Here is a 20,546-nt window from a genome sequence, read left to right as displayed (position 1 = left end):
CCCCCCCCCCCGGCAGCGCCCGCCGCACCCCGGCGTGCGCCCCTCCGGCAGGCCCCCGGCCGGCCAGGCTTCCCGCCAAAGCGCCCGTCCGGCCTCCCGGCGCCCGGCGCCCCCGCCCCCGGCCCGGGTGCGGCTGGCCACCCCTCGCCGCCGGCTGCGGCTGATGGTGGTGGCCCTGGGCACGGTGCTGACACTGTTCGTGGGCCGGCTGGTCCAACTCCAGTTCGTGGACTCCTCCACGCTCGCCGCGGCCGCCACCGTCAGCCTCTACCGGACCGATCCGCTGCCGGCCCCGCGCGGCTCGATCACCGACGCCGACGGCCGGGTGCTGGCCACCACCGTCGACGCCTACGACATCACCGCCGATCCCTACATGTTCACGCCGGGTCAGGCCCATGTCGACGACGCCCCGGCCCAGGCCGCCCAGCTGCTGTCGCCGATCGTCGGCGTCCCGGTGGCGACCCTTGCCAAGGCGCTGACCTCCACCGGCAGGAGCGACCGCTACGCCCTGCTGGCCAGGCAGCAGTCGCCGCAGACCTGGAGTCAGATCACCGCCCTGGAGGCCAAGCTGACCAAGTCCGCCTGGAGCGGCCACTGCCTGACCGAGAACAACCTGGCGCTGAAGGCGGGCGACGCCGGCCGGGTCGACGAGGCCTGCGCCAATGTGCTGAACGGGGTGTTCCATGCCAAGCACGCCAAGCGGGTCTACCCGGACGGCACCCTGGCGGCCAACGTCATCGGCTTCGTCAACAGCGACGGCGTGGGCAGGGGCGGCCTCGAGCAGCAGTACGACTCGCTGCTCAAGGGGAAGGACGGCAAGGTCACCTACGCCCAGTCGGGCGGCCGCGAGGTCCCCACCGCGGGGCAGAGGGAGACCGCCGCGGTGCCGGGGTCGAGCCTTCGGCTCACCCTGGACCGGGACATCCAGTGGGACGCCCAGCAGGCCATCACCGACGAGGTGAAGGCTGCCGGCGCCCAGCGGGGGTATGTGATCGTCCAGGACGTCACCAACGGGAAGGTGCTGGCGATGGCCGCCTCCCCCGGCTTCGACCCCAACGACCTGGCCGACGCCGACCCCGCCGACCTGGGCAACGCCGCGCTCCAGGACGCCTACGAGCCGGGCAGCGTCAGCAAGCTGATGACCATGGCCGCGGTGCTGCAGCAGGGCGTGGCCACCCCGCTGACCCATGTCACCGTCCCTGGCACGCTGCCGCGCGCGGACCGGGTCTTCCACGACGACGTGGCGCACGGCACCGAGCAGCTCACCCTCAACGGCGTGCTCGCCCAGTCGTCCAACATCGGCACCATGCTGGCGGCCGAGCACCTGGGCTCCACCCAGAAGCAGGCCGACCAGGTGCTGTACGACTACCTGACCAAGTTCGGCATCGGCCAGCCGACCGGCCTGGGCTTCCCCGGCGAGACCCAGGGCATCCTGGCCCAGCCGGGCAAGTGGTCCGGGTCGCAGCAGTACACCATCCCGTTCGGCCAGGGACTGTCGGTGAACGCCCTGCAGACCACCTCGGTCTACTCGACCATCGCCAACGGCGGGGTGCGGATCGAGCCCAGCCTGGTCGCCGGGACCACCGGTCCGGACGGGCGCTACGTTCCGGCCGCGGCCCCCAAGCAGACCAGGGTGGTCAGCGCGCAGACCGCGAAGACCCTGGCGCAGATGCTCCAGTCGGTGGTCGCCAGCCAGGAGGGCACCGGCGTGATGGCGCAGATCCCCGGCTACCTGGTGGCCGGCAAGACCGGTACCGCGAACCGGGTCGACCCGGCGACCGGCCGGTACTCGGGCTACACCTCCTCCTTCATCGGGTTCGCGCCCGCGGACAAGCCCAGGGTCACCGTGTCCTGTGTGATCCAGGACCCGGTCAACGGGCACTTCGGCGGCGAGCTCTGCGGCCCGGTGTTCAAGCAGGTGATGGAGTTCGCCCTGAAGACCCTCCAAGTGGCGCCGACCGGCGCGGCGGCGGCGAACCTGCCGGTGAACTGGTGAAAGGCAGTGATGGCATGACCCCTCCCACCGATCCCAAGGCTTCGCACGCACCCTCGCTTGGCCCCGGGCAGGGCGGTACCGGTAACCTCACCGCCGTGCACCGAAGTGATCAGGAGACCCCGCCCCCGGTACGTGGAGCGGCGGCCCCGCCCCGCCCCCAGGGACTGCCCGCGACCCCGCTCGCCGAGGTCGCGGCCCTGCTGGGGCTGGACGCCTCGGCTCCGTGGCCCGGCGCGGTCACCGGCATCACCCATGACTCCCGGGCGGTCCGCCCGGGCGACGTCTACGCGGCCCTGCCGGGCGCGAACGCCCATGGCGCCGCCTTCGCGGCGCAGGCCGTCGCCAACGGCGCCGTGGCGCTGCTGACCGACCGCGACGGGGCCGACCGCGCCGCCGACTGCGGGGTGCCGCTGCTGGTGGTGGACCAGCCCAGGAGCCGGATGGGCGCCCTCGCGGCAGCCCTCTACGGCCGGGCCGCCGAACGGCTGCTGATGATCGGCATCACCGGAACCAACGGCAAGACCACCACCGCCTACCTGGTCGAGGGCGGTCTGCGCGGCACCGGCCGGGAGACCGGCCTGGTCGGCACCGTCGAGATGCGGGTCGGCAGCGAGCGGATCAAGAGCGAGCGGACCACCCCCGAGGCCACCGACCTGCACGCGGTGCTCGCCGTGATGGCCGAGCGCGGCGCGGACGCGGTGGTGATGGAGGTCTCCAGCCACGCCCTGGTCTTCGGCCGGGTCGACGGAGTGGTCTACGACGTGGCCGTGTTCAACAACCTGACGCCGGAACACCTCGACTTCCACCCGGACATGGAGGACTACTACCGGGCCAAGGCGGGTCTGTTCAGCAGGCGCAGGGCCAGGCTCGGCGTGGTCAACCTGGACGACCGCTACGGCCGCCGGCTGGCCGCCGAGGCGGAGATCCCGGTGGTCACCTACTCGGCCGCCGGCGACCCCGACGCCGACTGGCGGGCCGAGGCCGTGCACCTGGGCCCGGCCGGATCGAGCTTCCGCGCGGTGGGTCCTGACGGTGTCTCGGTGGACGCCGCGGTGCCGCTGCCCGGTCCCTTCAACGTCGCCAACGCCCTCGCCGCGATCACCGCCCTGGCATGTGCAGGACTACCGCTGGACGAGGTCGCCGCCGGCATCGCCGCCGTCCCCGGGGTCCCCGGCCGGATGGAGCGGGTGGACCGGGGCCAGCCCTATGTCGCGGTGGTCGACTACGCCCACAAGCCGGACGCCCTGGAGGCCGCGCTGCGCTCGCTGCGCGAGGTCACCAAGGGGCGGGTGCACGTGGTGGTCGGCTGTGGCGGCGACCGTGACCCGTTCAAGCGCGGACCGATGGGCGCGATCGCCGCCCGGTTCGCCGACACCGCCATCCTGACCAGCGACAACCCCCGTTCCGAGGACCCGCTGGCGATCCTGCACGCGATGCTCGGCGGCGCCGCCGAGGTGCCCGAGGCTGAGCGCGGCGCGGTGCTGGTCGAGCCCGACCGGGCCCGTGCCATCGCCGCCGCCGTCGCCCTGGCCCACGCCGGCGACTGCATCCTGGTCGCGGGCAAGGGCCATGAGCTCGGCCAGTACGTCCGCGACGAGATCCGACCCTTCGACGACCGTGCCGTGCTGGGCGAGGCGATCCTCGCGTCGCATCGCGACGGCGACGCCAAGGAGTAGAGCCAACGTGATCCCTCTGACCCTCGCCGAGGTGGCCCGTGCCACCGGGGGGAAGCTGCACGACGTTCCGGACCCGCAGGCCCTGGTGGCCGGCCCGGTGGTCCACGACTCGCGCCAGGTCGTCCCCGGCGCACTGTTCGCCGCCGTGGCCGGCGAGCGGGTGGACGGGCACGACTACGCCGCGCGCGCCGTCGCCGAGGGGGCCGTCGCGGTGCTGGCCTCGCGTCCGGTCGGCGTCCCGGCCGTGGTGGTCGACGACGTGGTGGCCGGGCTGAGCCTGCTGGCGCACGAGGTCACCGTCCGGGCCACCGGCACGACGCTGGTGGCCCTGACCGGTTCGGCCGGGAAGACCAGCACCAAGGACCTGATCGCCCAACTGCTGGGCGTGCTCGGCCCCACGGTCTACACCGAGGGCTCGTTCAACAACGAGATCGGGCTGCCGCTGACCGCGCTGAAGGTCGCCGACTCCACCCGCTTCCTGGTCCTGGAGATGGGCGCCCGGCACAAGGGCGACATCGCCCACCTGACCGGGATCACCCGCCCGTCCGTCGGCCTGGTGCTGAACGTCGGCACCGCCCACATCGGCGAGTTCGGCAGCCGCGAGGGCATCGCCGAGGCCAAGGGCGAGATGGTGGAAGCGCTGCCGCCCGAGGGCTGCGCGGTCCTCAACGCGGACGATCCGCTGGTGCGGGCCATGGCCGCGCGTACGCAGGCGCGGGTGCTCTACTTCGGCGAGTCCGCCGAGGCGCAGGTCCGGGCCGAGGACGTGCGCCTGGACGCATCGGGTCGTCCGGGGTTCACCCTGGTCACCCCCTCCGGTTCCGCGCCCGTTCAGCTCCGCCTCTACGGTGAGCACCATGTCTCCAACGCCCTCGCCGCCGCAGCCGTGGCGACCGAGTGCGGCATGGACGTGACGCGGATCGCCGTCGCGCTGGGGGAGGCCGGGAGCCTGTCCCGCTGGCGGATGGAGCTGACGGACCGTCCGGACGGCGTCACGGTGATCAACGACGCCTACAACGCCAACCCCGACTCGATGCGGGCCGCCCTGCGCGCGCTCGCCGCGATCGGCGGCAGAGGGCCCGGTGCCCGCCGTACCTGGGCGGTTCTGGGGGAGATGCGGGAACTCGGCGAGGACTCCCTCGCCGAGCACGACGCGGTGGGCCGGCTGGCGGTTCGGCTGGACATCGCGACCCTGGTGGCTGTCGGCGGCCGGGAAGCGGCCTGCATGGAGCTGGGCGCGAGGAACGAAGGTTCATGGGGTGAGGAATCGGTGCTGGTGTCCGATGTGGATGCGGCGATCGCATTGCTGCGCGAGCAGGTCGCGCCGGGGGACGTGGTGCTCGTGAAGGCGTCGCGCTCGGTCGGCCTGGAGCGGGTCGCCGAGGCCCTGCTCGCTGACGGCGGCTCGAACGGCGTCGGCTCGAACGGCGTCGGCTCGAACGGAGTGAACGCGTGAATCCGACCCTGATGGATCACGCCGCCACGGTGCAGCTGGCTTCCACCAGCAGCTCGCCGATGCGTCAGATCCTGTTCGCCGCGGTCTTCGCGCTGGTCCTCTCGCTGGTCGGCACCCCGGTCCTGATCCGCATCCTGGCCAGGCACGGCTACGGCCAGATGATCCGCGACGACGGCCCCAAGACCCACCACAGCAAGCGCGGCACGCCCACCATGGGCGGCATCGCCTTCATCCTGGCGACCCTGGTCGCCTATGCGATGACCAAGCTGCTGGTGGGCACCGCGCCGACCGCCTCCGGGCTGCTGGTGCTGTTCCTGATGACCGGAATGGGCCTGGTCGGCTTCCTGGACGACTACATCAAGATCGTCAAGCAGCGCTCGCTCGGCCTGCGGGCCAAGGCCAAGATGGCCGGTCAGCTGATCGTCGGTGTGCTCTTCGCCATCGGCGCGCTGAACTTCGCCGACTCGGCCGGGGTCCACCCCGCCTCGACCAAGCTGTCCTTCGTCACCGACTTCGGCTGGTCGCTGGGCCCGGTGCTGTTCGCGCTGTGGGCCATCTTCATGATCCTTGCGATGTCCAACGGGGTGAACCTGACGGACGGTCTGGACGGTCTCGCCACCGGCGCCTCGGTGATGGTGTTCGGCGCCTATGTCTTCATCGGCATCTGGGAGTACGGGCAGACCTGCGGATCCGCCGCCAGCGCCGGACCGCTCTGCTACCAGGTCAGGGACCCGCTGGACCTGGCCGTGGTGGGCGCCGCGCTGATGGGCGCCTGCTTCGGCTTCCTGTGGTGGAACACCTCGCCGGCGAAGATCTTCATGGGCGACACCGGCTCGCTGGCCCTCGGCGGGGCGCTGGCCGGCCTGGCGATCTGCTCGCACACCGAGATGCTGCTGGCCATCCTGGGCGGCCTGTTCGTGCTGATCACCCTGTCGGTGATCATCCAGGTCGGCTCGTTCCGGATGACCGGGAAGCGGGTCTTCAAGATGGCGCCGCTGCAGCACCACTTCGAACTCAAGGGCTGGTCCGAGGTCCTGATCGTGGTCCGCTTCTGGATCATCCAGGGCCTCTGCGTCGCGGTCGGCCTCGGCCTGTTCTACGCGGGCTGGGTGACCGCCACATGATGACGACGGGCGACGCCCCCGACTGGACCGGCCTGCCGGTCACCGTGGCCGGCCTGGGCGTCTCCGGCGTCCCGGCGGCCAGGGTGCTGCACGGCCTGGGGGCCCGGGTCACCGTGGTGGACGGAGGGGACGGCCCCCGGCAGCGGGCCCAGGCCGACGAGCTGCGGGCGCTGGGCGTCGAGGTGGTGCTCGGGGACGGGGAGAGCCTGCCCCAGGGCGCCCGACTGGTCGTCACCTCGCCGGGCTGGCCGCCGCACAGCCCGCTCTTCCTGGCCGCGGCCGAGGCCGGGGTGCCGGTCTGGGGCGATGTGGAGCTGGCCTGGCGGCTGCGCCGGCCGCATCCGGCCACCGGCGAGCCCGCACCCTGGCTGGCCGTCACCGGCACCAACGGCAAGACCACCACGGTCCAGATGCTGGCGTCGATCCTGACCGCGGCGGGCCTCCGCACGGCGGCGGTGGGCAATGTCGGCGTCTCCGTGCTGGACGCCGTGCTGGCCGAGGAGCCCTACGACGTCCTCGCCGTAGAGCTCTCCAGCTACCAGTTGCACTGGTCCTCTTCGCTGCGCCCGCACTCGGCCGTGGTGCTCAACATCGCCGCCGACCACCTCGACTGGCACGGCTCCATGGAGGCCTACGCCGCCGACAAGGGCCGGATCTACGAGGGCAACCAGGTCGCCTGCGTCTACAACACCGCCGACCCCGCCACCGAGGCGCTGGTCCGCGAGGCCGACGTGGCCGAGGGCTGCCGCGCCATCGGCTTCACCCTGGGGCCGCCCGCCGTCTCCCAGTTCGGCGTGGTCGACGGACTGCTGGTGGACCGCGCCTTCGTGACGGACCGCCACAAGAACGCCCGCCCGTCGCCCGCCACCACCCTTGTTCGAGCCTCCCCCAGACTCCGTCCGGGGGGACCCCCCCCGCGGCACACCGCCACTGAACTGGCCTCCGTCGAGGACGTCCAGCCGAGTGCCCCGCACAACATCGCCGACGCCCTCGCCGCCGCCGCGCTGGCGCGGGCCTACGGCGTCGAGCCGCGGGCGGTCCGGGACGGCCTGCGGGCCTTCCGCCCGGACGCGCACCGGATCGCCACCGTGGTGGAGACCGGCGGGGTGACCTATGTCGACGACTCCAAGGCCACCAACCCCCATGCCGCGGCCGCCTCCCTGGCCGCCTACCCCTCGGTCGTCTGGATCGCCGGCGGCCTCGCCAAGGGCGCGGACATGGACGCCCTGGTGGCCGGCGCGGCCAAGGTGCTGCACGGGGTGGTGCTGATGGGCGCCGACCGGGCGCTGATCCGGGAGGCGCTGGCGCGACACGCGCCCGAGGTACCGGTGATCGAGCTCCAGGACGGTCAGACTGGTGCCCCGGCCATGGACGCGGCGGTACGCGCAGCCGCCGGGCTCGCCCGTCCCGGCGACACCGTGCTGCTCGCCCCGGCCTGCGCCTCGATGGACATGTTCACCAACTACGGTGAGCGCGGCGACCTCTTCGCCGCGGCGGCCCGCGCTCTCGCGGAGGCCGGCTAGGAGCCGAAGCGGCGCAGCAGCAGTCAGCAGCACCTGGGGAGAAGGGGGCCGTCGTGGCCGGTACCAAGGCACGGCCCGCCGCCCGGCCCGCGCGGCCGGGGGCGACCTCGGTAGCGGTCTTCCGCTCCAAGAGCCGCTTCACCGGTCCCGGCACCGCGCTGGGGCGCTTCCAGCGGGGCCTGGAGCGGCCGCTGACGCCGTACTACCTGATCCTCGGCTCCTCGGCGCTGATCCTGGTGCTCGGCCTGGTGATGGTGTTCTCCGCCTCCCAGATCGAGGCCAGGACCCTCGGGCTGTCCTTCACCTTCTTCTTCACCAAGCAGCTCTCGGCCGTCGCCCTGGGCAGCGTGCTGATGTACGTCGCCGCCCGGCTGCCGGTGCGGCTGCACCGCGCGCTGGCCTATCCGCTGCTGATCGCGGTGCTCGGGCTGCTGCTGCTGGTCGCGGTGCCGGGGGTGGGCAAGGCCGTCAACGGCAACCAGAACTGGATCAGCCTGGGCGGTTCGTTCCAGATCCAGCCCTCCGAGTTCGCCAAGCTGGCGCTGGTGCTGTGGGGCGCCGACCTGCTGGCCCGCAAGCAGCAGATGAAGATGCTGGACCAGTGGAAGCACCTGCTGATCCCGCTGGTGCCGATGGCCGTGCTGCTGCTCACCCTGGTGCTGGCCGGCGGCGACATGGGCACCGCGATGATCATCTGTGCGCTGATGTTCGGGCTGCTCTGGATCTCCGGGGCGCCGATGCGGCTGTTCGGCGGGGCCGCCGCGATCGCGCTGGGCTTCAGCACCCTGCTGATCGCGCTGGTGCCGCACCGGCTCGGCCGGATCCAGTGCATCGGGGCGACCAGTGTCCCCTCGGACGGCTCCTGTTGGCAGGCCGTTCAAGGAGTGTACGCACTGGCGGGCGGTGGCCTGACCGGTCGCGGACTGGGTGCCAGCGTTGAGAAATGGGGCCAACTCCCGGAACCCCACACGGACTTCATCTTCGCGGTGACCGGCGAGGAGCTGGGCCTGCTGGGGACGCTGTCGGTACTCGCCCTCTTCGCGGCACTAGGGTATGCGGGTATCCGCGTGGCCGGACGCACGAGGGACCCCTTCATCAGGTACGCAGCGGGAGGCGCCACCACCTGGATCATGGCCCAGGCCATGATCAACGTAGGTGCGGTGCTGGGACTCCTTCCCATCGCGGGAGTCCCGCTCCCGATGTTCTCCTACGGGGGTTCGGCGTTGCTGCCGACCATGTTCGCGGTGGGGATGCTGCTCTGCTTCGCACGCAGCGAACCCGCCGCCAGGGCTGCTCTGGCCGCCCGGAGCAAGCGGACACGCAAGAACGCCCTGGGCAGACTCATCGGTCTGCCCCAACGGACCATCGCGCGGCTCGGGAAGGCCCGGCAGCGCAGGGAGCGGTGAATTTCGGTGCATGTCGTACTCGCCGGCGGGGGGACCGCCGGTCACATCGAGCCCGCGCTCGCCCTTGCGGACGCACTGCGCAGGAACGACCCCACGATCGGGATCACAGCGCTGGGCACGGAACGCGGTCTTGAGACCAGACTGGTCCCCGAGCGCGGCTACGAACTGGCACTGATCCCCGCCGTACCGCTGCCGCGCAAGCCCACCCCGGAGCTGATCACCGTTCCGGGCCGGCTGCGCGGAACGGTCAAGGCGGTCCAGGACATCCTGGAGCGCACCAAGGCGGACGCGGTGGTCGGCTTCGGCGGATACGTCGCGATGCCGGCCTACCTGGCCGCCAAGCGGGCCCGGGTGCCGATCGTGGTGCACGAGGCCAACGCCCGTCCCGGGCTGGCCAACAAGGTCGGCGCCCGCTACAGCGACTTCGTCGCGGTCAGCACCCCGGACAGCAAGCTGCGGGACTCCCGCTACATCGGCATCCCGCTGCGGCGCACCATCGCCACCCTGGACCGGAACGCGGTCCGCCCGGAGGCCCGCGCCTACTTCGGCCTGGACCAGCGGCTGCCCACGCTGCTGGTCTCCGGCGGCTCCCAGGGCGCCCGCAGGCTCAACGAGACCGTGCAGGCCATCGCGCCGCGGCTGCAGCAGTACGGGGTGCAGATCCTGCACGCCGTCGGTCCCAAGAACGAACTCCCGGCCATCGAGGACGTCCCGGGCATGCCGCCCTACCGGGTGCTGCCGTACGTCGACCGGATGGACCTCGCCTACGCCGCCGCCGACATGATGCTCTGCCGGGCCGGCGCGATGACCGTCGCCGAGCTCTCGGCGGTCGGCCTGCCCGGCGCCTACGTCCCGCTGCCGATCGGCAACGGCGAGCAGCGGCTGAACGCCCAGCCCGTGGTCCGGGCCGGCGGCGGACTGCTGGTGGACGACGCCGAACTGACCCCGGACTGGGTGCTCACGCATCTGCTGCCGGTGCTGACGGACCCGCAGCGGCTGTGGGACATGAGCCGCGCGGCCGCCGAGTTCGGCCGCCGCGACGCCGACGAGCTGCTGGTGGGGATGGTCTACGAGGCCATCTCCGCGCACCGCCGTGCCTGAGGCGAAGTCCTCGGCGACCGAGGAGCAGGCGGACGCCGAGCAGTCGGACGCCGCCGGGGCCGAGGAGGCCCCGGCGGCTCCGCCGCGGGTCCCGCTGCGGCTGTCCCAGCGGGGCTTCCTGGTGCTGGGGCTGCTGCTGGCGGCCGTGCTGGGCACGGTCTGCTGGCTGGTCTGGTTCTCCTCGGTGCTGGACGTCCGGACCGTCAGGGTCAGCGGTACCAAGGTGCTGACCACGGATCAGGTGCTGGCGGCGGCGGACGTCCCGCTGGGCGGGCCGCTGGAGCGGCTGGACACCGGGGCGGTGCGGGCCCGCGTGCTCAAGGCGCTGCCCCGGGCGGCCGACGCGCAGGTCGGCACCTCGCTGCCGCACACCGTGCAGATCCGGATCACCGAACGCCAGGCCATCGCCGCCATCAAGGAGTCGAACGGGAGCTACACCCAGGTCGACGCGGCCGGGGTGCGGTTCGCGACCGGCCGTCAGGTCCCGAACGGTGTGCCGGTGGTCGAACTGTCGCTCTCCGCCGCAGGACGGGGCGCGCTCGCGGTCTTCCCCGAGCAGGCCCTGGTCGCGGCGGCGGTGGATGTCGCCAAAGCCCTTCCGGTTTCCGTGGCCAAGCGGACCAGATCGGTCGTGGTGCATTCGTACGACGATCTGGAACTGCAACTCGCGGACGGTTCCAGGGTGCTGTGGGGAAGTTCTGAACAGGACCAGCGAAAAGCCGTCGTGCTCACCGCGTTGCTGCGGCAGAAGGGCACGTCGTACGACGTCAGCGCCCCTGACGACCCCGCCGTGCGGCAATGAGCCCGGGAACCGGGCGTGGTCGCGGTGTTGACGGAGGGCCAGTTCCTCCCCGAATCTGGGTGGCCACCCCGGGTGAAAGTCCGGCACATTGATCACATAGCATCACAAGAAAAACGCGCAGGCTCGGCGTGTCCGTTGAACGGGCAGGCCCAGAGACCTAGTGTCCTGTGACAGTAGATGATGGAAGAGTGACACAGCATTAACCCTAAGCCTCAGGTTCAGGGTTCGGGTCAGGGTCTCGGCTTCAGAGTTCCCGCCCCTTCGGCACCGTACATCCGAGGCGAGAGGCCTTCGACGTGGCAGCACCCCAGAACTACCTCGCAGTCATCAAAGTCGTCGGCATCGGCGGCGGTGGCGTCAACGCCATCAACCGGATGATCGAGGTCGGGCTCAAGGGCGTCGAGTTCATCGCGATCAACACCGATGCACAGGCCCTGCTGATGAGCGACGCCGACGTCAAGCTCGACGTCGGCCGCGAACTCACCCGCGGCCTCGGAGCCGGCGCCAACCCCGATGTCGGCGCCAAGGCCGCCGAGGACCACCGCGAGGAGATCGAGGAGGTCCTCAAGGGGGCCGACATGGTCTTCGTCACCGCGGGCGAGGGCGGCGGCACCGGCACCGGCGGCGCGCCGGTGGTGGCCAACATCGCCCGCACCCTCGGCGCGCTGACCATCGGCGTGGTCACCCGCCCCTTCACCTTCGAGGGCCGGCGCCGCGCCAACCAGGCCGAGGACGGCATCGCACAGCTGCGCGAAGAGGTCGACACCCTCATCGTGATCCCCAACGACCGGCTGCTGTCCATCTCGGACCGCCAGGTCAGCGTGCTGGACGCGTTCCGCTCCGCCGACCAGGTACTGCTCTCCGGCGTCCAGGGCATCACCGACCTGATCACCACCCCCGGCCTGATCAACCTGGACTTCGCCGACGTCAAGTCGGTCATGTCGGACGCCGGTTCGGCGCTGATGGGGATCGGCTCCGCCCGGGGCGAGGACCGCGCCAAGGCGGCGGCCGTGATGGCGATCTCCTCGCCGCTGCTGGAGGCCTCGATCGACGGCGCCCGCGGTGTGCTGCTCTCCATCTCCGGCGGCTCCGACCTCGGCCTGTTCGAGATCAACGAGTCGGCGCAACTGGTCAGCGAGGCCGCGCACCCCGAGGCCAACATCATCTTCGGCGCGGTCATCGACGACGCGCTCGGCGACGAGGTCCGGGTCACCGTGATCGCGGCCGGCTTCGACGGCGGCGCGCCGCCCACCATCGTCCGCGAGCCGGTGGTCCGCTCGACCAACTCGGCCACCCCGCCGCCGCAGCCGCCGGCGGACCGGCCCGGCGAGTACAACCGGGCGGGCTCGACCGCGGCCGGGCGCAGCGTGCACACCATCGGCAGCGTCCCGCGCCCCGATGAGTCCCGCCACCACACCGAGCCGCCGGCCCCGCCGCTGACGCCGCACGTCCCGGAGACCCGGCCGATCTACGTGCAGAGCCCGGCCGAAGAGCTGGACGTCCCGGACTTCTTGAAGTAGCCGGCGCCGCACTAGGCTGATCATCATGATCGGCCAGCGACTCTCCCTCCCCGGCAGCGCTTCCCACGACAGTGCTCATTTCGCCTTCACCGACCGGTGGGGCGGGGTGAGCACTTCGTCGTTCCAGGAGCTGAACCTCGGCGGCGCGGTCGGCGACGACCCCGCGGCGGTCCGGGAGAACCGCCGGCTCGCCGCCGACGGCCTGGGCCTGGACCCGGCCGCCGTGGCCTGGATGAACCAGGTGCACGGCAAGGCGGTCGCCGAGGTGACCGAACGGCAGCCCGACGGCACCGCCCCCACCGCGGACGCGCTGGTCGGCGCCGGTCCCGGCCGGGCGCTCGCGGTGCTCACCGCCGACTGCGTGCCGGTGCTGCTGGCCGACCCGGTGGCCGGAGTCGTCGGCGCCGCCCACGCCGGCCGTCCCGGACTGGCCGCCGGAGTGGTCCCGGCGGCCGTCGCCGCGATGGTCGCGCTGGGCGCCGAGGCGGGCCGGATCACCGCCGCGATCGGGCCCTCGGTCTGCGGTACATGTTATGAAGTGCCTGTGAGTCTTCGCGACGAGGTTGCCGCGGTCGAGCCGGCGACCTGGTCGGAGACCAGCCGGGGCACCCCGGCGCTGGACCTCCCGGCCGGGGCCAGGGCCCAACTCGCCGCGCTCGGCGTCACCGTCGCCGACCTCCCGCACATCTGCACGATGGAATCGCCGGACCACTTCTCCTACCGCCGCGAGCAGCGCACCGGCCGCCTCGCGGGCTACGTCTGGCTGAACGGAACCCCCGCATGACCGGCGCCGCCGACCCGCAGCACCAACAGCACCAGCGGCTGGCGCAGCTGCGCGCCAACCTCGCCACCGTGGAGCGGCGGGTGGCCGACGCCTGCGCCGCCGCCGGTCGCGCCCGCGACGGGGTCACCCTGATCGTGGTGACCAAGACCTACCCGGCCTCGGACGTCCGGCTGCTCTCCTCGCTCGGGGTGCGCGACGTCGCCGAGAACCGGGACCAGGACGCCGGGCCGAAGGCGGCGGAATGCCACGACCTGCCACTCGCCTGGCATTTCGTCGGCCAATTGCAGACCAATAAGGTCCGTTCTGTTCTGAAGTACGCCGACATGGTGCATTCGGTGGACCGGATCCGACTGGTCGACGCTCTCTCCGTTGAAGTCCAGAAGTCGGAACGCCCCGAATTGGGATGCCTTATCCAGGTCGCCCTGGAAGGCGGTCCCGAGCCGGGGGCGACCCACCGCGGCGGTGCCCTGCCCGATCAGGTGCTCCCGCTCGCCGAGGCCCTGGCCGATGCGCCTGGGCTGCGACTTGACGGAGTGATGGCCGTGGCGCCGCTGCGCGGCCGGTACGCCGGTGACCCCGCCGGTGCTTTCGCGCGCCTCGCGGAAATCGCATCTCTGGTGCACCGTCAGCATCCGGCTGCCACCATGGTCTCCGCAGGAATGAGTGGCGACCTGGAACAGGCCATCGCAGCCGGAGCGACACATGTGCGCGTCGGTACGGCGGTACTGGGTGTCCGGCCGCCCCTCGGGTAACGTCACCGGTTAGAAGATCAGATCGCAGAACAAATCAGGACAAGTAGGAATCTCCCCTGCATCGCGGGGTCAGACCGTGGATCGTAGAACCACCTCGCGTGAGCGGGGGTGTGCCGGTGACGGACCCGATCCACCACAGAGCGGAGGACAGGAGTATGGCCAGCGCACTGCGCAGGATGGCGGAATACCTCGGCCTCGTGGAGGACGAACGCTACGACGTTCAGGGTTACGACCCGGACGACGAGGACTACGGCCCCGAGCCCGAACCGCTTCGCAACACCGCCCGCACCGAGGAGGTCCCCCGCCCCGCCCCCGCGCCCGTCGCGCAGCCGGCGCCGGCGGCGGTGGTCGCCCCGATGCGGTCGGAGCCAAGGATGGCGCCAGTGTCGTCCATCACACCTGAACGTCGTCACGTGGAGAAGAGTGCCCCGGTGATCATGCCCAAGGCCGCCTCCGAGCGGGAGCCCTACCGGATCACGACACTTCATCCCCGAACCTACAACGAGGCCCGTACCATCGGGGAACACTTCCGTGAGAGCACTCCGGTGATCATGAATCTCACGGAGATGGACGACACGGATGCCAAGCGCCTCGTAGACTTCGCGGCTGGACTGGTCTTCGGCCTCCACGGAAGCATCGAACGTGTGACTCAGAAGGTGTTCCTTCTGTCTCCTGCTAACGTCGATGTAACGGCGGAGGACAAGGCCAGGATCGCCGAGGGTGGGTTCTTCAACCAGAGCTGACCAGAGCGGGACGATACGTGTGGACCACGTGACGCCGGGTAGCGGGGCTTCCGCTCCCGGCGGGCAGGCAGCAGGACGAGTTCGAGGGGACGAGCGGTGAACGTTGTATGGCAGGTGCTGTACATCGTGCTGATGGTTTTCTTCGTCATCCTGCTGGCCCGGCTTGTGATGGACTGGGTGCAACAACTAGCCCGCGAATGGCGGCCCGGCCGCGGGATGATCGTTGTGCTGGAGTGCATCTACACCGTCACCGATCCACCACTCAAACTGTTGCGGCGCTACATCAAGCCGCTTCGGTTCGGGGGCGTGGCGCTCGACCTGTCCTTCCTCGTACTGATCATCATTGTTTCGATCCTGATCTCCGTCGTGCAGGGGGCCATGTGAACCCCGCAGGCCGCCGATTGTCCGACGATCACGTTGAGGTGAAGAGATGCCATTGACCCCCGAGGACGTGCGGAACAAGCAGTTCACGACCGTCCGCCTCCGCGAAGGCTATGACGAGGACGAGGTCGATGCCTTCCTCGACGAGGTCGAAGGAGAGCTGACCCGACTGCTCCGCGAGAACGAGGACCTGCGCGCCAAGCTGGCCGCGGCGACTCGCGCGGCCGCGCAGAACCAGCAGAACATGCGCAAGGAGCAGGACCAGCACCAGCGCCCCGGCCCTCCGGTGCCGGCCGCCATATCTGGTCCGCCCGTGCCGCAGCAGGGCATGCCGCCCCAGCTCCAGCAGCAGGGACAGATGCAGCAGCCCGGCCAGATGCAGGGCCAGCCGCCCCAGCAGCAGCAGATGGGCCACCCCGGCCCGCCGCAGCTGCCGAGCGGCGCCCCGCAGCTCCAGGGCCCGCCCCAGCTCCAGGGTGGGACCATGGGCGGCCAGCAGGGCTTCGGCCAGCAGATGCAGCAGCCCGGCCAGATGCAGCAGGGCCAGATGCAGCCGCCGCAGCACATGGGCGGTCTGCAGCAGATGCAGCAGCCGCACTTCCCGCAGCAGCAGCAGGGCCAGAACAACGACAGCGCCGCCAGGGTGCTGGCGCTCGCCCAGCAGACCGCGGACCAGGCCATCGCCGAGGCGCGGTCCGAGGCCAACAAGATCGTCGGTGAGGCCCGCAGCCGCGCCGAGGGTCTGGAGCGGGACGCCCGCGCCAAGGCCGACGCGCTGGAGCGGGACGCGCAGGAGAAGCACCGCGTGGCCATGGGCTCGCTGGAGTCCGCCCGCGCCACGCTGGAGCGCAAGGTCGAGGACCTGCGTGCGTTCGAGCGCGAGTACCGGACCCGGCTCAAGTCCTACCTGGAGACCCAGCTGCGGCAGCTGGAGTCGCAGGCGGACGACTCGCTGGCGCCCCCGCGCCAGCCGGCCACCGCGTCGCTCCCGCCGTCCTCCATGTCCCAGCCCTCGATGTCGCAGCCGTCGATGACCCCGGTCGGCGCGTCGCCCATGGGCGGGCAGACCTTCGGCGGACAGCAGAGCTTCGGCGGCAACGGCCAGAGCTTCGGCGGCGGCCAGCAGCAGCCCAGCTTCGGCGGCAACAGCTTCAACCCCGGCGCGCAGCACCAGAGCGCGGGCGGCCAGCAGCAGATGGCTCCCGCCGCGATGACGCAGCCGATGGCCGCGGTGCGGCCGCAGCCGCCGCTGCAGCAGGCCCCGCAGCCGATGCGGGGCTTCCTGATCGACCAGGACGACGAGGGCTGATCCCAGCCCCCACCGCCCTGAGCCCTACCACCGCAGGCCCCTGCCGGAACGTTCCCGCAGGGGCCCGCGGTGTTTCTGCGTTCGGGAACGGGCACTGGTGAGCTGACGGGCACCCGTTACTGCCTAAGGGGCGCGGGGAACTGCGCTGCCAACCATGCACCTTCGTAGAGGGCTGGTCGCGCAGTTCCCCGCGCCCCTTGGGTACTGCCTGGCTAAGCCTTGCGGAGCCAGAACGTCAAGGCCAGCGTCTCGTCGGTGAACGGCGCCGCCTCGGGCCAGTCGGCTTCGCCGGAGGCGTAGTCGGTGGCGAGGACCTCGTCGGCGATGAGGTCGGCGTGGGCCGTGAGGGCCTCCACCGTCGAGTCGTCGGTCGCCGTCCAACGGAGGACGATCCGGTCCGCCACGTCGAGCCCGCTGTTCTTGCGGGCCTCCTGCACCTGCCGGATGGCGTCCCGGGCGATGCCGGCCAGCCGCAGCTCCGGCGTGATGTGCAGGTCGAGGGCGACGGTGGCGCCCGCCTCGTTGGCGACCGCCCACCCCTCCCGCGGGGTCTCCGTGATGATGACCTCATCCGGCGTCAGCCCGACCGTCTCGCCGCCCAGTTCGACCGACGCGGTCCCGTTCGCCCGCAGCGACGCGGAGAGCGCCGCCGCGTCCGCCGCGGCGACCGCCTTGGCGACGTCCTGCACCCCCTTGCCGAACCGCCGGCCCAGCGCCCGGAAGTTGGCCTTGGCCGTGGTGTCCACCAGCGACCCGCCCACCGCCGACAGCGACTCCAGTGCCGTGACATTGAGCTCCTCGGCCACCTGTGCGAGCAGTTCGGCCGGGAGTTCCGCGTACCCCTGCGCCGCGACCAGGGCGCGGGACAGCGGCTGACGGGTCTTCACCCCGGAGTCGGCGCGGGTCGCCCGCCCCAGCTCCACCAGCCGCCGCACCAGCGCCATGTGCCGGGACAGGTCGGGGTCGATCAGCGACTCGTCCGCGACCGGGAAGTCCGCGAGGTGGACCGAGACCGGCGCGGCCGGGTCCACGGGGACCACCAGATCCTGCCAGACCCGCTCGGTGATGAACGGCGTCAGCGGCGCCATCAGCCGGGTCACCGTCTCCAGCGCCTCGTGCAGGGTCGCCAGCGCGGCCGGCTCCCCCTGCCAGAAGCGCCGGCGCCCGCGCCGCACGTACCAGTTGGACAGGTCGTCGACGAACGCGGAGAGCAGCTTTCCGGCCCGCTGGGTGTCGAAGCCGTCCAGCGCCGCGTCCACCTCCTTGACCAGGGTGTTGAGTTCCGAGAGCACCCACTTGTCCAGCAGCGGACGATCACTCGGGGCCGGGTCGGCGGCCGAGGGCGCCCACCCGGCGGTCCGTGCGTAGAGGGCCTGGAAGGCGACCGTGTTCCAGTAGGTCAGCAGGGTCTTCCGGACGACCTCCTGGATGGTGTTGTGCCCGACCCGGCGCGCGGACCACGGCGAGCCGCCGGCCGCCATGAACCAGCGCACCGCGTCCGCCCCGTGCTGGTCCATCAGCGAGATGGGCTCCAGGATGTTGCCCAGGTGCTTGGACATCTTGCGGCCGTCCTCGGCCAGGATGTGGCCCAGGCAGACCACGTTCTCGTACGAGGACTTGTCGAACACCAGGGTGCCGACCGCCATCAGCGTGTAGAACCAGCCGCGGGTCTGGTCGATGGCCTCGGAGATGAACTGGGCCGGGTAGCGCTTCTCGAACAGCTCGGCGTTCTTCAGCGGGTAGCCGTACTGGGCGAAGGGCATGGAGCCCGAGTCGTACCAGGCGTCGATGACCTCGGGCACCCGGACCGCGTCCAGCGCGCAGCCGCTCCCCGTGCAGCGGAAGACGACCTCGTCGATGAAGGGCCGGTGCGGGTCCAGGTCGGACAGGTCGCGGCCGGTGAGGTCGCTGAGCTCGGCCAGTGAGCCCACGCAGGTGAGGTGGCCCTCCTCGCAGCGCCAGATCGGCAGCGGGGTGCCCCAGTAGCGGTTGCGCGATAGCGCCCAGTCGATGTTGTTGTTCAGCCAGTCGCCGAAGCGGCCGTACTTGACGGTCTCCGGGTACCAGTTGGTCTTCTCGTTCTCCTCCAGCAGCCGCTGCTTGACCTCGGTGGTGCGGACGTACCAGGACGGCTGCGCGTAGTAGAGCAGCGCGGTGTGGCAGCGCCAGCAGTGCGGGTAGCTGTGCTCGTACGGGACATGACGGAACAGCAGGCCGCGCGCGTCCAGGTCGGCGACCAGGGCCTCGTCGGCCTTCTTGAAGAACTGTCCGCCGACCAGCCGCAGATCGGGCTCGAAGGTGCCGTCCGGCAGCACCGGGTTGACCATCGGCAGGCCGTAGGCGCGGCAGGTGGCGAGGTCGTCGGCGCCGAAGGCGGGCGCCTGGTGGACCAGGCCCGAGCCGTCCTCGGTGGTCACGTACTCGGCGTTGACGACGAAGTTGGCGCCCTCGACCGGCACCAGCTCGAACGGGCGGCGGTACTCCCAGCGCTCCATCCCGGCGCCGGTGAAGCGCTCGCCGGTGGCGGTCCAGCCCTCGCCCAGGGCCTTCTCCAGCAGCGGCTCGGCGACCACCACCCGCTCGTCGCCGTCGGTGGCCACGACGTACGTCACGGCCGGGTGCGCGGCCACGGCGACGTTGGAGACCAGCGTCCACGGCGTGGTCGTCCACACCAGCAGCGAGGCGGCGGGCTTGCCGTCACTGCCGGCCAGCGGGCCGGACGTGAGCGGGAAGCGGACGTAGACCGAGGGGTCGACCACGGTCTCGTAGCCCTGCGCCAGCTCGTGGTCGGACAGGCCGGTGCCGCAGCGCGGGCACCAGGGGGCGACCCGGAAGTCCTGGGTCAGCAGGCCCTTGTCGAAGATCTGCTTCAGCGACCACCACACCGACTGGATGTAGTCCGGGTCCATGGTCCGGTAGGCGTCGTCCAGGTCGACCCAGTAGCCCATCCGGTTGGTCAGGGTAGCGAAGGCGTCGGTGTGCCGGGTCACCGACTCGCGGCACCTGGCGTTGAACTCGGCGATCCCGTACGCCTCGATCTCGGGCTTGCCGGAGAAGCCCAGCTCCTTCTCGACGGCGAGCTCGACCGGCAGGCCGTGGCAGTCCCAGCCGGCCTTGCGGGCCACATGGTGGCCCTTCATGGTCTTGTAGCGGGGGAAGACGTCCTTGAAGACCCGGGCCTCGATGTGGTGCGCGCCGGGCATGCCGTTGGCGGTCGGCGGGCCCTCGTAGAACACCCACTCCGGGCGGCCCTCGGACTGCTCCAGACTGCGCTGGAAGATCTTGTTGTCCTGCCAGAAGGAGAGGATCCCGTGTTCGAGCACGGGCAGGTCCACCTGGGCGGGGACGGGGCGGTACTGGGGCATGGGGCCTCGGTTCATCAGGAGGTGCCTCCGGCGGGCGCGTCGAGCTGTGCGGCTTCCGACGAAGGGACGAGGCCAGTGCTGCGGCCCCGCGGTACCACCCTTCTTGGCTGCGGCACGCGGACGCGCCGAGCCCCCTCGTTAGGGGTTGCTGCCGGTTCTACTCGGCTCCGCCCGTGCGGGCGGCGCCTTTCCTCCGACGGCTCCGGGGTGATCTTCCCGACGCGCACACCCCCGGGCTTCCACCAACCCCGGGTCGCTCTCGGCTGCGTTCGGCGGTACTCGTCCCCATCCACGCCTTGCAGGCCCGAGTCTATAGCGCCCGGCAACCAGATTATCCGCCTCCGCCGCCACCCGCGCGCCCCCGACCCGCCGGTAACGCTGACACAGGGCGATGGTCCGACCGTTCGGGGGGCGACCCCCCGCGCCCCCGCGGCGCGGCCCGACGCTCCAGTAACGCTGACGGAAGGCGATTAGCCCGTCACGTTCTGGGCACACATCCGTGGAGCCGGACATGAGTCGGTAACCCGTCGCCCCTGTTGCGGTATGTCCCATTGTGGATGGATTCGGTACGCATTATCGTTCCGGCACCATGCTTCGGCACAGCGTTG

General features: G+C 71.4%; 15 protein-coding genes. 14 read left to right on the top strand and 1 reads right to left on the bottom strand.

Annotated features, from left to right (window positions below):
• The 14 genes from TR46_RS12605 to TR46_RS37840 form a co-directional block, all read left to right on the top strand.
• A partial coding sequence (locus tag TR46_RS12605; protein ID WP_152626443.1) for a peptidoglycan D,D-transpeptidase FtsI family protein occupies positions 1-1,996 on the top strand: 1,996 nt, incomplete at its 5' end.
• Positions 1,997-2,010: 14 nt separating this feature from the next.
• Positions 2,011-3,672, top strand: coding sequence for a UDP-N-acetylmuramoyl-L-alanyl-D-glutamate--2,6-diaminopimelate ligase (locus TR46_RS12600; RefSeq protein ID WP_042398709.1), 1,662 nt, complete (start codon positions 2,011-2,013; stop codon positions 3,670-3,672).
• A gap of 7 nt (positions 3,673-3,679) precedes the next feature.
• Complete coding sequence (locus tag TR46_RS12595; protein WP_042398706.1) at positions 3,680-5,128, top strand: UDP-N-acetylmuramoyl-tripeptide--D-alanyl-D-alanine ligase; 1,449 nt, start codon at positions 3,680-3,682, stop codon at positions 5,126-5,128.
• A gap of 59 nt (positions 5,129-5,187) precedes the next feature.
• Positions 5,188-6,252, top strand: a complete 1,065-nt coding sequence (gene mraY, locus TR46_RS12590) for a phospho-N-acetylmuramoyl-pentapeptide-transferase (RefSeq protein ID WP_042399003.1) — start codon at positions 5,188-5,190, stop codon at positions 6,250-6,252.
• Positions 6,252-7,775, top strand: coding sequence for a UDP-N-acetylmuramoyl-L-alanine--D-glutamate ligase (gene murD / locus TR46_RS12585; protein WP_042398703.1), 1,524 nt, complete (start codon positions 6,252-6,254; stop codon positions 7,773-7,775). The genes mraY and murD overlap by 1 nt, the downstream gene beginning before the upstream one ends.
• A 53-nt stretch (positions 7,776-7,828) precedes the next feature.
• Positions 7,829-9,181 carry a putative lipid II flippase FtsW gene (gene ftsW, locus TR46_RS12580; protein ID WP_084718385.1) on the top strand — a complete coding sequence of 451 codons (1,353 nt, stop codon included), beginning with the start codon at positions 7,829-7,831 and terminating at the stop codon, positions 9,179-9,181.
• A 6-nt stretch (positions 9,182-9,187) separates the two neighbouring features.
• On the top strand, positions 9,188-10,282 hold the full coding sequence (murG, locus tag TR46_RS12575; RefSeq protein WP_042398697.1) for an undecaprenyldiphospho-muramoylpentapeptide beta-N-acetylglucosaminyltransferase: 1,095 nt from the start codon (positions 9,188-9,190) through the stop codon (positions 10,280-10,282).
• Positions 10,275-11,084 (top strand): cell division protein FtsQ/DivIB, encoded by an 810-nt coding sequence (locus TR46_RS12570; RefSeq protein WP_052432742.1) that lies wholly within the window; start codon positions 10,275-10,277, stop codon positions 11,082-11,084. The genes murG and TR46_RS12570 overlap by 8 nt, the downstream gene beginning before the upstream one ends.
• A 296-nt stretch (positions 11,085-11,380) precedes the next feature.
• On the top strand, positions 11,381-12,604 hold the full coding sequence (gene ftsZ, locus TR46_RS12565; protein WP_042398695.1) for a cell division protein FtsZ: 1,224 nt from the start codon (positions 11,381-11,383) through the stop codon (positions 12,602-12,604).
• 25 nt (positions 12,605-12,629) lie between these two features.
• Positions 12,630-13,388 (top strand): peptidoglycan editing factor PgeF, encoded by a 759-nt coding sequence (pgeF, locus tag TR46_RS12560; protein ID WP_042398692.1) that lies wholly within the window; start codon positions 12,630-12,632, stop codon positions 13,386-13,388.
• A complete protein-coding gene (locus tag TR46_RS12555) occupies positions 13,385-14,140 on the top strand; it encodes a YggS family pyridoxal phosphate-dependent enzyme (protein WP_042398689.1) in 756 nt (251 codons plus the stop codon). The genes pgeF and TR46_RS12555 overlap by 4 nt, the downstream gene beginning before the upstream one ends.
• 155 nt (positions 14,141-14,295) lie before the next feature.
• Positions 14,296-14,883 carry a cell division protein SepF gene (locus TR46_RS12550; RefSeq protein ID WP_042398994.1) on the top strand — a complete coding sequence of 196 codons (588 nt, stop codon included), beginning with the start codon at positions 14,296-14,298 and terminating at the stop codon, positions 14,881-14,883.
• Between the two features lie 96 nt (positions 14,884-14,979).
• Complete coding sequence (locus tag TR46_RS12545) at positions 14,980-15,267, top strand: YggT family protein (RefSeq protein WP_042398686.1); 288 nt, start codon at positions 14,980-14,982, stop codon at positions 15,265-15,267.
• Between the two features lie 46 nt (positions 15,268-15,313).
• On the top strand, positions 15,314-16,573 hold the full coding sequence (locus tag TR46_RS37840) for a DivIVA domain-containing protein (protein WP_052432741.1): 1,260 nt from the start codon (positions 15,314-15,316) through the stop codon (positions 16,571-16,573).
• Positions 16,574-16,785: 212 nt separating this feature from the next.
• On the opposite strand, the gene ileS is transcribed toward TR46_RS37840, so the two are convergent.
• Positions 16,786-19,953 (bottom strand): isoleucine--tRNA ligase, encoded by a 3,168-nt coding sequence (ileS, locus tag TR46_RS12530; RefSeq protein ID WP_236655313.1) that lies wholly within the window; start codon positions 19,951-19,953, stop codon positions 16,786-16,788.
• Between the last annotated feature and the right edge of the window lie 593 nt (positions 19,954-20,546).

This window comes from Streptacidiphilus carbonis (assembly GCF_000787775.1).
GTDB classification, from domain to species: domain Bacteria; phylum Actinomycetota; class Actinomycetes; order Streptomycetales; family Streptomycetaceae; genus Streptacidiphilus; species Streptacidiphilus carbonis.
The sequence above is the reverse complement of the archived record's forward strand: the minus strand, read 5'-3'. Positions and strand labels throughout refer to the sequence as shown.